Here is a 12,032-nt window from a genome sequence, read left to right as displayed (position 1 = left end):
CCGCCATCCCGAGTCAGGGGGCCGCGCCGACAACGAAGGACCGCTCGCCTGGCCGCAGCATGGGTGACCGTTGCGGTCTGTAGAGCAGACTGAGTGCATGATCATCCTCGCGGCGACGCCCATCGGCAACCTCGGCGACGCGTCGGCGCGACTGCGTGAGGCGCTCGAGACGGCCACGGTCGTGGCATCCGAAGACACCCGTGTGACGCAGCGCCTGCTCGCCGGACTCGGCATCGCGAACCGGCCACGACTCATCGCGCTGCACGAGCACAACGAGCGGCAGAAAGCGGGCGAACTCGTGGAGCTGGCACGCGAGACCGACCTGCTCGTGCTGAGCGACGCGGGCATGCCCACCGTCTCGGACCCCGGGTTCCCGCTCGTCGCCGCGGCCGCCGAGGCGGGAGTCGAGGTCACCGCGATCCCGGGGCCCTCGGCGGTCGTCACCGCGCTCGCCGTGTCGGGCCTGCCCACCGACCGCTTCGCGTTCGAGGGGTTCCTGCCGCGCAAGGCCGGCGATCGAGCCCGCCGCATCGCCGAGCTCGCGGGCGACCGGCGCACCCTGCTGTTCTTCGAGTCGCCGTCTCGGCTCGCCGCGAGTCTCGCGGCGCTCGCAGAGGGCTTCGGCGCCACCCGGCCCGCCGCGGTGTGCCGTGAGCTCACGAAGCTGCACGAGGAGGTGCGACGCGGCCCACTCGGCGAACTCGCCGAGTGGGCCGAGACGGGGGTGCGGGGCGAGATCGTGATCGTCGTGGGCGGTGCCGACGTCGTCGCGGCCGACCCCGAGGGCGCACTCGGGCGGGTGCTCGAGCTCGCGGCATCCGGAACCCGGCTGAAGGACGCCGCCGCGCTCGTCGCCGGTGAGACCGGCCTCGGCAAGCGCGACCTGTACGAAGCGGCCCTCGCCGCTCGCCGCGACGCGTAGCGCGTCCCCCGGAAGGGGCACAAGCCCCTGTCGTTTCCACCGGATCTGGCGGACAATTGCACTAGCACGACGGTGCCGAATGCACAACTGGTGCCGAACGACGGTGGAGGTGCGCATGGACCACACGCTTCGAACCCACGCAGTCCGATTCGCCGAGTTCGGCGGCCCAGAGGTGCTCGAGGTCGTCGAGGTGCCGACGCCCGAGCCGGGCGAGGGCGAGGTGCTCGTCGAGGTGTTCGCGACGGGGTTGAACCCCGTCGAGAGCGCGATACGGCGCGGCGACCACCCCGAGCGGTGGCCGGTCGAGCTTCCGTCGCCGCAGGGTCGCGACCTCGCCGGCGTCGTCGTCGCGGTCGGACCCGGCGTGCAGCAGTTCGCACGCGGTGACGAGGTCATGGGGTACGTCGACCGCGGCGCGCAGGCGACGTATGTCGCCGTGCCCGAGCGGCAACTGCTGCCCAAGCCGCCATCGCTGACGTGGGAGGTGGCCGGTTCGCTGTACGTCGCCGGCACCACGGCGTGGACCGCCATCGAGGGCCTGGGATTGGGACCGAGCGACGAGGTCGTCATCACCGCGGCGGCGGGCGGGGTCGGATGCCTCGCCGCGCAGTTCGCGCGGATGAAGGGCGCCACCGTGATCGGCACCTGCGCCGAGATGCGATTCGACTTCCTGCGCCAGTTCGGCGTCATTCCGATGGCGTACGGTCCCGGGCTCGCCGATCGCGTGCGGGCACTGGGCGACGACCCCAACCACCCCGCGGGCGGCCGCCCGGTGAGCGCGTTCCTCGACTTCCTCGGCGGGCAGACGCACGAGGCGATCAAGCTCGGGGTGCCGCGCTCGCGGATCCTCACGATCCTGGACTGGGATGCGGTGCGCGGATCCGACGCGGTCGAGCTCTACCCGGGTGACGTCGTCGCCCTCGGCCGGGTCGCCGCGCTCGTGGCCGCCCGTCGTGCACGTCTGCCCATCGCCGACGTGTTCCCGCTGGACTCGATCGCCGACGCCTACCGGGCGCTCGACCGTCGTGAGGCGCCCGGAAAGATCGTGCTCGGGCTGCGGGTCGTCGACTACCCCGGGCAGAAGGTCAAGGAACCCGCGATCAAGGAACAGGACGTCACACTGGGCGTGCCGACGCCGCATGCGCATCTCGATGTGGAGGAGGCCGTACCGCCGGCAATCGGCGACGGCAGCGTGCGGCGCCGGCACCGCGAGGAGCGGGAGAGGAAGGCGGCAGCGCAGTCATCTGTCGAGTAGGGTCATCCGCTCGCCCATAAGATTGCACGTATGGCCGACGGCTCCTCGTTCTACATCACCACGCCCATTTTCTACGTGAATGACGTGCCCCACATCGGGCACGCCTACACCGAGGTTGCCGCCGACGTGCTCGCGCGCTGGCACCGCCAGGCGGGTGACGACACGTGGATGCTCACGGGCACCGACGAGCACGGCCAGAAGATCCTGCGCACGGCGACGGCGAACGGCGTGACGCCGAAGGAGTGGGCCGACAAGCTCGTCGACGAGGCGTGGGAGCCGCTGCTCGCCACGGTCGACATCGCGAACGACGACTTCATCCGCACGACCGAGGAGCGCCACGAGCGCAACGTGCAGAAGTTCCTGCAGAAGCTCTACGACGACGGACACATCTACACGGGCGAGTACGAGGGCTACTACTGCGTCGGCTGCGAGGAGTACAAGCAGCAGTCCGAGCTCGTGCAGGGAACGGGGGAGTACGAGGGCCAGCTCGTCTGCGCGATCCACTCGAAGCCCGTCGAGCTGCTGCACGAGAAGAACTACTTCTTCCGCATGTCGGCGTTCGCCGACAAGCTGCTCGCGCTCTACGACGAGCGGCCCGACTTCGTGCAGCCCGAGTCGGCGCGCAACGAGGCGGTCTCGTTCGTGAAGTCGGGCCTGGCCGACCTGTCGATCTCGCGATCCACGTTCGACTGGGGTGTGAAGGTCCCGTGGGACGAGTCCCACGTGGTCTACGTGTGGTTCGACGCGCTGCTCAACTACATCACGGCCGTCGGCTACGGCGACGACGACGAGCAGTTCGCGCGCCGCTGGCCGGCGCAGCACCTCATCGGCAAAGACATCCTGCGCTTCCACGCCGTCATCTGGCCGGCGATGCTCATGGCGGCCGGCCTCGAGGTGCCGACGGGCGTCTTCGGGCACGGTTGGCTGCTCGTCGGCGGCGAGAAGATGTCGAAGTCGAAGCTCACCGGCATCGCGCCCGAGCAGATCACCGAGACCTTCGGCTCCGACGCGTTCCGCTACTACTTCCTGCGCGCGATCGCGTTCGGCCAAGACGGCTCGTTCTCGTGGGAAGACCTCGCGGCGCGGTACCAGGCCGAGCTCGCCAACGGCTTCGGCAACCTCGCATCGCGCGTCATCGCGATGATCACTCGCTACTGCGACGGCGCGGTGCCGTCGGCCGGCGAACTCTCCGACGCCGACCGCGAGATCGGTGCGATCGAGCAGCGGGCGACGGATGACTCGTGGTCGGCCATCGGGCGCATCGCGATCCATGACGCGATCGGCGCCGCGTGGGAACTCGTCGACGCGCTGAACGGCTACCTCACGATCGAAGAGCCGTGGACGCTCGCCAAGGACCCGGCGAAGCGCGAGCGGCTCGAGACGGTGCTCGCCACCGCCTATCACGGGCTGGGAACGCTCGCCGTGCTGCTCTCGCCCGTGCTTCCCGTGGCCACGGCCAAGCTCTGGACCGCGCTCGGCGCGCCGGGCGACGTGCAGGACCAGCGCATCGACCGTGCGAACGAGTGGCCCGTCGGCACGCAGGTCGCGCCGCTCGAGGCGCTGTTCCCGCGCGTCGAGGTCGCCGAGTGAGCGGTACGACGTGACCGCGCACCTGCGCACGCGCGCCGACGGCGGCCGAGCGGTCGAGTACCCGCCCGCGCCCGAACCGCTCGCGGTGCCCGTGTACGACAACCACACCCATCTCGAGATCGCCGACGGCGCCCTGCCGCTCGATGTGCACGAGCACCTCGAGCGTGCGGCGTCGGTCGGGGTGGCGGGTGCCGTGCAGGTCGGCACCGACGTCGTGACGAGCCGCTGGTCGGCCGAGGTGGCCGAGCGCGAGCCGCGCCTCCTCGCCGCGGTGGCGCTGCACCCCAACGAGGCTCCCGAGCTCGAGGCATCCGGCGCCCTCGACGCGGCGCTCGCCGTCATCGACGAGCTCGCCGCCCGGCCGCGGGTGCGCGCGATCGGCGAGACCGGGCTCGACTACTTCCGTACCGACGAGGCCGGCCGGCCGGCCCAGTTCCGCTCGTTCGAGGCGCACATCGACATCGCCAAGCGGCACGGGCTGGCGCTGCAGATCCACGACCGCGATGCGCACGACGACGTGGTCGCGACACTGCGCCGCGTGGGGGCGCCCGAGCGCACCGTGTTCCACTGCTTCTCGGGCGACGACGACCTCGCGCGACTCGCGGGCGACGAGGGCTGGTACTGCTCGTTCGCCGGCAACATCACGTTCAAGAACGCCGAGAACCTGCGCGAGGCGCTGCGCGTGCTGCCGGCCGACCGCATCCTCGTCGAGACCGATGCGCCGTACCTCACCCCGGCGCCGCTGCGCGGCCGCCCGAACGCGCCCTACCTGGTGCCGCACACCGCGCGGTTCATGGCAGAGGTTCTCGGGGCCGATCTCGACGAGTTCTGCGCGCAGCTCGCGTCGAATACCGTGGCGGTGTACGGCTCGTGGCATGATGAGCCCCGTGCGGGGGACTGATGAGCGGGGTGCGGCGTGAACGCCCACCGGCATGAGGCAGAGGGTAACGGAGCCGTCGCGACGCCGCGGCTGCTGGGGCCGGCGGAGATCCGCGACCTCGCGCAGCTGCTCGACGTCACGCCCACGAAGAAACTCGGGCAGAACTTCGTGCACGACGCCAACACCGTGCGGCGCATCGTGCAGACCGCGGGCGTCGTGCGTGGTGAGACCGTGCTCGAGATCGGCCCCGGACTCGGCTCGCTCACGCTCGGGTTGCTCGAGGCCGGGGCATCCGTCGTCGCCGTCGAGATCGACCGCCGCCTCGCCGAGCAGCTGCCGCACACGGTGCGCATCATGCAGCCCGGCACCGAGCTCGCCGTCGTGCATGACGACGCGCTGCGGGTCACCGAGCTGCCGCGCGAACCGGTGCGCCTTGTCGCGAACCTGCCGTACAACGTCTCGGTGCCCGTGCTCCTGCACCTGCTCGAACACTTCCCGTCGCTGCGGTCGGGCATCGTCATGGTGCAGGCCGAGGTCGGGCATCGCCTCGCCGCCGAGCCCGGATCGAAGGTCTACGGCGCACCGAGTGCGAAGGCCGCCTGGTACGGCCGCTGGCGCATCGCCGGCCAGGTGTCGCGCATGGTGTTCTGGCCCGTGCCGAACGTCGATTCGGTGCTCGTCGGCTTCGAGCGCGGTGACGCCCCCGGCACCGACGCCGAACGTGCCGCCACGTTCGCGATCATCGATTCGGCGTTCCAGCAGCGGCGCAAGATGCTGCGGCAGGCGCTCTCGGGCGTGCTCGGCGGATCCTCGGCGGCGGCGACCGCGGTGCTCGCGCGGGCGGAGATCGATCCCGAGTCGCGCGGCGAGCAGCTGACCGTGGACGACTTCCTGCGCATCGCGCGGGCGCGGTAGCGTCGACTCATGGCATCACATGCAGTCGGCTCCAACACCGACGGCGTCGGCGACGACGCCGTGCGCGCGGCCACGGGCCGCGGCCGCGACGAGTGGTTCGGCCTGCTCGATGCGGCGGGAGCCGCCGGGTGGAAGCACCGCGACATCGCGACCTGGCTCGTAGGCGAGCAGCGCGTCGATCCGTGGTGGAGCCAGAACATCACCGTCGCCTACGAACAGGCACGGGGCATCCGCCGCCCGGGTCAACGGCAGGACGGAACCTTCGAGGCGAGCGTCACCCGCACGGTCGCGCTCGAGAAGACCGAGGCGCTGCGCGCGCTCGTCGCGGTCGTGACCGATGAGCTCGGCACCGAGCCGCTCGCGCTCAACCTCGACGCGAAGCACCCGACCGCGCGGTTCCCGCTCGATGACGGCGAGTACGTGCTCGCCTCATCGAGCGATCGCCCGGGCGGCAAGGCGTCGATCGGGCTCGTGTGGGGCCGCATGCCCGACGACGCGCGCCTCGTCGACGTCAAGACGCGCATGCGCGGATGGCTCGCATCCGTCGGCTGAGCCGCCGACGTCGCCGGCGACCCGTGGGATAGCGTGGAACCATGACGATCGCCTGGGCCGACGAGGCAGTGCACGTGCGGGCGCCGGGCAAGATCAACCTGTTCATGCGAGTCGGCGCGGTGCAGCCCGACGGATATCACGATGTCGCCACGGCCTACCAGGCCGTCTCGCTCTACGAAGACGTGCGGGCTTGGAGCGACGACGAGTTCAGCGTCAGCTTCAGCGGCTCGATCGACACGTCGGGCCTCGTCACCGACGGGTCGAACCTCGCGATCAAGGCGGCGAAGCTGCTCGCACGCACCGTCGGAGTGCCCGGCGGCGTGCGCCTCGAGATCGAGAAGAACGTGCCGATCGCGGGCGGCATGGGCGGCGGCTCGGCCGATGCCGCGGCCACGCTCGTCGCGTGCGACGCCCTGTGGGGCACCGGACTGCCGAAGGAGGAACTGCACGCGCTCGCCGCGAAGCTCGGCGCCGACGTGCCGTTCGCGCTCACCGGGGGAACCGCCATCGGCACGGGGCGGGGTGACCGGCTGAGCCCCGCGCTCGCCACCGGCTCGTTCCACTGGGTGCTCGCGGTCGCGGAGTTCGGGCTCTCGACACCGGGCGTGTACCGCGAGCTCGACCGGCGGCGCGCGGGCTTTCCCGACCTGAATCCCGGTAGCGCGGCGCCGGCGGTCGACACCGGCGTGCTGCAGGCATTGCGCGCCGGCGACCCTCGCTTGCTGGCCGACGCCCTGCACAACGACCTGCAGGCGGCCGCGATCGGCCTCGCCCCCGGACTCGGCGGCATCCTCGAGCTCGGCGAAGTGCACGGAGCGCTCGCGGGGATCGTGTCGGGATCGGGGCCGACGATCGCGTTCCTCGTCGACGACGCCGATACGGCGATCGATCTCCAGGTCGCGCTGTCCGCCGCGCGGCTCACCGCGGTGCACGTGCACGGCCCGGTGCACGGGGCACGCGTACTGCACAGCTGAGGTCTCGCCGCTGAGGTCTCGCCGCTGAGTTCGCGCCGCAGCGCGGCGACTAGGCTCGACTGGACATGGCACACCTCCTCGGCGCCGAGCGCCTGCACCTCGAGTTCCCGACGCGCACCGTCTTCGACGAGGTCACCCTCGGCATCGACGAGGGCGACCGCATCGGCGTCGTCGGCCGCAACGGCGACGGCAAGTCGACCCTCCTGAAGCTGCTCGCGGGCCGCCTCGAACCCGATGGCGGACGGGTGACGCTGCGTCGCGGCATCCGCATCGGCATGCTCGACCAGGCCGACGTCGTCGACCCGGGCCTCACGGTCGCCGAGGCGGTCGTCGGCGGCATCGAGGAACACGTGTGGGCAGGCGACGCGAAGGTCCGCGATGTCATCGCCGGCCTGCTGGCGGATGTCCCGTGGCAGGCGCAGATCGCAAGCCTCTCGGGTGGGCAGCGGCGACGGGTCGGGCTCGCCGCACTGCTCGTCGGCGAGTGGGACGTCGTGTTCCTCGACGAGCCCACGAACCACCTCGACGTCGAGGGCATCGCCTGGCTCGCCGGGCACCTGAAGGCACGGTGGGGTGCGAACGCCGGCGCGCTCGTCGTCGTCACCCACGACCGGTGGTTCCTCGACGAGGTCTGCACGGCCACGTGGGAGGTGCACGACGGCATCGTCGAGCCCTTCGAGGGCGGGTACGCCGCCTACGTGCTGCAGCGCGTCGAACGCGATCGCATGGCCGCGGCATCCGAGGCGAAGCGCCAGAACCTCATGCGCAAGGAACTCGCCTGGCTTCGTCGCGGCGCGCCCGCGCGCACCTCGAAGCCGAAGTTCCGCATCGAGGCGGCGAACCAGCTCATCGAGAACGAACCGCCCGTGCGCAACCCGGTCGAGCTCAGCCGGCTCGCGGTGTCGCGGCTCGGCAAGGACGTCGTCGACCTCATCGACGTGTCGGTCGAATACCCGGTTGCGGATGCCGCGACCGGCGGTCTCGAGACGCCTCCGGCTTCGCCGGGCGCTCCTCAACCAGCGGTGAAGACCGTGCTGCACGAACTCGAGTGGCGCATCGCGCCTGGGGAGCGCACCGGGATCCTCGGCGTGAACGGCGCCGGCAAGTCGACACTGCTCGGCCTCGTCACGGGCGCGGTGGCGCCCACGACGGGGCGAGTGAAGCGCGGCAAGACCGTGAAGATCGCGACCCTCAGCCAGGAGCTCGCCGAACTCGCCGAGTGGGCCGACCAGCGGGTCAGCGCGGTCGTCGCCGAACAGCGCACGTCGTACAAGGTCGGCGAAGGCTCGAAGTCGGTCGAGCTCACGCCCGGACAGCTGCTCGAGCGGCTCGGCTTCACGAACGCGCAGCTCTCGACGCCGGTGAAGAACCTCTCGGGCGGGCAGAAGCGTCGGCTGCAGCTGCTGCTGATCCTGTTGCAGGAACCGAACGTGCTCATCCTCGATGAGCCGACCAACGACCTCGATACCGACATGCTCGCCGCCATCGAGGACCTGCTCGACTCGTGGCCGGGCACGCTGCTCGTCGTGTCGCACGACCGCTACCTCATCGAGCGGGTCACCGACCGGCAGCTGGCGATCATCGACGGGCACCTGCGCGACCTTCCGCGCGGGGTCGAGCAGTATCTCGAACTGCGCAGGGGCGTGGATGCGGCACGAGCGGCTGCGCCGGACGCGCGACGGGGTATCGAGACGCCCGCTGCGCGGGCTCCTCAACCTGCACAGCCCGCGCTCGCACCCGCACTCGCCGGCGCGGAACGCCGCGCCGCCGAGAAGGAGCTCAGCTCGATCGACCGCAGGCTCGAACGGCTGCAGGCCGAGATCGCCGCGCAGCACGAGAAGCTCGCGCGCCACGACCAGTCCGACTACGTGGGGCTCGGGGCGCTCGGCGACGAGCTGGCGGGGCTCGAGGCATCCGTCGCCGACCTCGAAACTCGCTGGCTCGAAGTTTCCGAACTCCTCGAGGGCTAGCATCGCAGGATCTGTGACGGACTGTGACCGTCACGGCCAGAAGGCAAAGAACCTTCGCCTAACGTGGATGTTGCGCCCGCGCTCGCGGCATCGTCGCCCTCCCACTGTCACGAACAGGGGCGGAGCCATGTCTCCCAACTGCTCATCAGCACCAGATCGCGGCGCGCCGAAACGCGAAGGGAACCCACTCACATGTCACAGCGCTCCAAGTTCATCGCCGCACTCCTCGCGGCACCGCTCGTCTTCGGGCTCGCCGCCTGCGCGACGCCGGCCGCGGGCGAGGGGGGCGACGCCTCGGGCGAGGTCGTGAAGATCGGCGTCGTCGGCAAGGGCGACCCGCAGTGGGCCGCGTTCGAAGAGGCCGCGGCCGAAGAAGGCATCACGATCGAGATCGTGGACTTCGCGGATTACGCGCAGCCGAATCCCGCCACGACCGAGGGCGAGCTCGACCTGAACCAGTTCCAGCACATCGTGTACCTCGCCGACTACAACGTGTCCGCCGGTGAGGACCTCACGCCGATCGGCTCGACCGCGATCTACCCGCTCGGCCTCTACTCGACGAAGTACGAGTCGGTCGAGGACATCCCCGAGGGCGAGACCGTCGCCGTGCCGAACGACGCATCGAACCAGGCCCGCGGTCTGCTCGTTCTGCAGTCGGCCGGCCTCATCGAGTTGAAGAGCGGCGGCACGATCTTCTCCGACCTCGCCGACATCGACGAGGCGAAGTCGAAGGTCAAGGTCACCGCGCTCGAGGCCTCGCTCACCCCGACGTCGCTGCCCGACCTCGCCGCGGCGATCATCAACAACGACTTCGTCGAGGACGCCGGCCTCGCGTTCGAGGACGCGATCGCCAAGGACGACCCCGAAGACCCGAACGCGCTGCCCTACGTCAACATCTTCGCGACCCGCGCCGAAGACAAGGACAACGAGACCTACCTGAAGCTCGTCGAGATCTTCCAGACCGATGAAGCCGTGCAGGCCGGCCTGCTCGAGTCGTCGGCCGGCACCGGCCTGGCCGTGCAGACCCCCGTCCCCGACCTGGTCGAGTCGCTCGCCAAGGTCGAGGCCGACACCGAGGCGGCGAAGTAGTCCGCGACCGATCCTCGGATCGATCGCTGCGCGAACGGGCGGTGGGCGCCGGAATCCGGCCCTGCCGCCCGTCGCCGCGTGCGGAAGGAGCACCACATGGCTCTCGTGAGCCTCACCAACGTCTCGAAGACGTACCCCGCACCCGACAAGGGCGGCCGAGCCGTCGTCGCGGTGAACGACGTGACCCTCGACGTCGAGCCCGGCGATGTCTACGGCATCATCGGGTACTCGGGAGCGGGCAAGTCGACGCTCGTCCGTCTCGTGAATGCGCTCGAGCCGGCGAGCTCGGGCAGCATCTCGTTCGACGGCCGAGAGCTCACCGGCCTGCCGGAACGCGAGCTCCGCAGCATCCGTCTCGGCATCGGCATGATCTTCCAGCAGTTCAACCTGTTCAACTCGAAGACCGTCTGGGGCAACGTCGCCTATCCGCTGAAGGTGGCGGGCTGGTCGAAGACCGAGATCGCGGCCCGCGTCTCGGAGCTGCTGGAGTTCGTCGGCCTCACCGACAAGGCGAAGAACTACCCCGACCAGCTGTCGGGCGGGCAGAAGCAGCGCGTCGGCATCGCTCGCGCGCTCGCCACCTCGCCGCGGCTGCTCCTCGCCGACGAGGCGACGAGCGCGCTCGACCCCGAGACGACGCACGAGGTGCTGCAGTTGCTGAAGCGGGTGAACCGCGAGTTCGGCGTCACCATCATCGTCATCACGCACGAGATGGACGTCATCCAGTCGATCGCCACGAAGGTGGCGGTCATGGACGGCGGTCGGGTCATCGAGGACGGCGACGTGTTCGAGGTGTTCTCGACGCCGCAGAACCCGTCGTCGCAGCGATTCGTCGCGACCGTGGTCAAGGGCATTCCGTCGCCCGCGGAGCTCGCGGTGCTGCGTGAACGCCACGAGGGCCGCATCGTCACGATCTCGTTCCGCGACGGCGACGCCTCGCAGGCGGCCGTGTTCCTCGAGCTCGCGAACGCCGGACTCGAGTTCGAACTCGTCTACGGCGGCATCAACGACATCCAGGGGCGCGCGTTCGGTCACCTCACGCTGGCGATCAGGGGGTCGGATGACGCCACCGAGGCCGCGCTCGCCCGCATCGCCGAACGTGCCGAAGTGACGGAGGCAGCCTGATGGATCGCCTGTTCGAACTCGGCTCGGAGTTCTGGGTCGCCGCGGCGGAGACGCTCTACATGGTGGCGGCGACGCTCATCATCGGCGGGGCCATCGGGCTCGTGCTCGGCGTCGTGCTGTACAGCACGCGACCCGGGAGCCTGCTGCCGAACCGGGTCGTCTTCACGGTGCTGAACGTCGTCATCAACTTCTTCCGCCCCATCCCGTTCATCATCTTCCTCGCGGCGGTGCAGCCGCTCGCGCGGTACGTGATCGGGGTCGGCATCGGCAACGACGCACTGATCTTCTCGCTGTCGATCGCCGCGTCGTTCGCGATCTCGCGCATCGTCGAGCAGAACCTCATCACGGTGTCGCCCGGTGCGATCGAGGCGGCACGGGCGATGGGCGCCGGCCCGGTGCGGATCCTGCGCACCGTCGTCATCCCCGAAGCGCTCGGCCCGCTCATCCTCGGCTACACGTTCATCGTCGTCGCGATCGTCGACATGACCGCGATGGCGGGGTTCATCGGCGGCGGCGGGCTCGGCAACTTCGCCCTCGTCTACGGGTACCGGCAGTTCGAGCCGGCCATCACGTGGGCGGCGCTGCTGCTCATCGTGATCTTCGTGCAGGCCCTGCAGTTCCTCGGCAACTGGCTCGCGCGCAAAGTGATGCGGCGGTAGGGCGAGCCACAACGTCGGCGCGGCGCCGACGCGCGCCGAGTGTTTCCGTTCCGACCGAGTGTTGCCCCAGCTACGGGAACCATCGGTGGGAACGGAAACAC

At 70.3% G+C, this 12,032-nt stretch carries 11 protein-coding genes; all 11 read left to right on the top strand.

Annotated features, from left to right (window positions below):
• Window positions 1-97: 97 nt before the first annotated feature.
• The gene (rsmI, locus tag LQ757_RS11075; RefSeq protein WP_231047256.1) at window positions 98-922 is read left to right on the top strand and encodes a 16S rRNA (cytidine(1402)-2'-O)-methyltransferase; all 825 of its coding nucleotides are present in this window, start codon (window positions 98-100) and stop codon (window positions 920-922) included.
• Between the two features lie 115 nt (window positions 923-1,037).
• Window positions 1,038-2,177 (top strand): NADP-dependent oxidoreductase, encoded by a 1,140-nt coding sequence (locus tag LQ757_RS11070; RefSeq protein ID WP_231047255.1) that lies wholly within the window; start codon window positions 1,038-1,040, stop codon window positions 2,175-2,177.
• A 30-nt stretch (window positions 2,178-2,207) separates the two neighbouring features.
• The gene (gene metG / locus LQ757_RS11065; protein WP_231047254.1) at window positions 2,208-3,767 is read left to right on the top strand and encodes a methionine--tRNA ligase; all 1,560 of its coding nucleotides are present in this window, start codon (window positions 2,208-2,210) and stop codon (window positions 3,765-3,767) included.
• Window positions 3,768-3,777: 10 nt separating this feature from the next.
• Window positions 3,778-4,668, top strand: a complete 891-nt coding sequence (locus tag LQ757_RS11060) for a TatD family hydrolase (protein WP_231047253.1) — start codon at window positions 3,778-3,780, stop codon at window positions 4,666-4,668.
• Between the two features lie 15 nt (window positions 4,669-4,683).
• Window positions 4,684-5,562 carry a 16S rRNA (adenine(1518)-N(6)/adenine(1519)-N(6))-dimethyltransferase RsmA gene (rsmA, locus tag LQ757_RS11055; protein ID WP_231047252.1) on the top strand — a complete coding sequence of 293 codons (879 nt, stop codon included), beginning with the start codon at window positions 4,684-4,686 and terminating at the stop codon, window positions 5,560-5,562.
• A gap of 9 nt (window positions 5,563-5,571) precedes the next feature.
• Window positions 5,572-6,114, top strand: coding sequence for a DUF4287 domain-containing protein (locus LQ757_RS11050; protein WP_231047251.1), 543 nt, complete (start codon window positions 5,572-5,574; stop codon window positions 6,112-6,114).
• Window positions 6,115-6,155: 41 nt separating this feature from the next.
• Window positions 6,156-7,088, top strand: a complete 933-nt coding sequence (locus tag LQ757_RS11045; protein ID WP_231047250.1) for a 4-(cytidine 5'-diphospho)-2-C-methyl-D-erythritol kinase — start codon at window positions 6,156-6,158, stop codon at window positions 7,086-7,088.
• A 65-nt stretch (window positions 7,089-7,153) separates the two neighbouring features.
• Window positions 7,154-9,058 carry an ABC-F family ATP-binding cassette domain-containing protein gene (locus tag LQ757_RS11040; protein ID WP_231047249.1) on the top strand — a complete coding sequence of 635 codons (1,905 nt, stop codon included), beginning with the start codon at window positions 7,154-7,156 and terminating at the stop codon, window positions 9,056-9,058.
• Window positions 9,059-9,250: 192 nt separating this feature from the next.
• On the top strand, window positions 9,251-10,147 hold the full coding sequence (locus LQ757_RS11035) for a MetQ/NlpA family ABC transporter substrate-binding protein (RefSeq protein ID WP_231047248.1): 897 nt from the start codon (window positions 9,251-9,253) through the stop codon (window positions 10,145-10,147).
• 96 nt (window positions 10,148-10,243) lie between these two features.
• Window positions 10,244-11,272, top strand: a complete 1,029-nt coding sequence (locus LQ757_RS11030; RefSeq protein ID WP_231047247.1) for a methionine ABC transporter ATP-binding protein — start codon at window positions 10,244-10,246, stop codon at window positions 11,270-11,272.
• The gene (locus LQ757_RS11025) at window positions 11,272-11,931 is read left to right on the top strand and encodes a methionine ABC transporter permease (RefSeq protein WP_231047246.1); all 660 of its coding nucleotides are present in this window, start codon (window positions 11,272-11,274) and stop codon (window positions 11,929-11,931) included. Before LQ757_RS11030 ends, LQ757_RS11025 begins: the two co-directional genes overlap by 1 nt.
• Window positions 11,932-12,032 lie beyond the last annotated feature (101 nt).

Origin of the sequence: Agromyces cavernae, assembly GCF_021044935.1 — a bacterium.
In the GTDB taxonomy this organism is placed as follows: Bacteria; Actinomycetota; Actinomycetes; order Actinomycetales; family Microbacteriaceae; genus Agromyces; species Agromyces cavernae.
Note: the sequence above shows the minus strand (reverse complement) of the source record. Positions and strands in the feature narration are given on the sequence as shown.

Bases quoted from the DNA above. Each gene is read 5' to 3' on its own strand.
- LQ757_RS11070 (WP_231047255.1), top strand. From the start codon at position 1,038: ATGGACCACACGCTTCGAACCCACGCAGTCCGATTCGCCGAGTTCGGC.
- LQ757_RS11045 (WP_231047250.1), top strand. From the start codon at position 6,156: ATGACGATCGCCTGGGCCGACGAGGCAGTGCACGTGCGGGCGCCGGGC.
- metG (WP_231047254.1), top strand. From the start codon at position 2,208: ATGGCCGACGGCTCCTCGTTCTACATCACCACGCCCATTTTCTACGTG.
- rsmI (WP_231047256.1), top strand. From the start codon at position 98: ATGATCATCCTCGCGGCGACGCCCATCGGCAACCTCGGCGACGCGTCG.
- LQ757_RS11050 (WP_231047251.1), top strand. From the start codon at position 5,572: ATGGCATCACATGCAGTCGGCTCCAACACCGACGGCGTCGGCGACGAC.
- LQ757_RS11040 (WP_231047249.1), top strand. From the start codon at position 7,154: ATGGCACACCTCCTCGGCGCCGAGCGCCTGCACCTCGAGTTCCCGACG.
- LQ757_RS11025 (WP_231047246.1), top strand. From the start codon at position 11,272: ATGGATCGCCTGTTCGAACTCGGCTCGGAGTTCTGGGTCGCCGCGGCG.
- LQ757_RS11030 (WP_231047247.1), top strand. From the start codon at position 10,244: ATGGCTCTCGTGAGCCTCACCAACGTCTCGAAGACGTACCCCGCACCC.
- LQ757_RS11035 (WP_231047248.1), top strand. From the start codon at position 9,251: ATGTCACAGCGCTCCAAGTTCATCGCCGCACTCCTCGCGGCACCGCTC.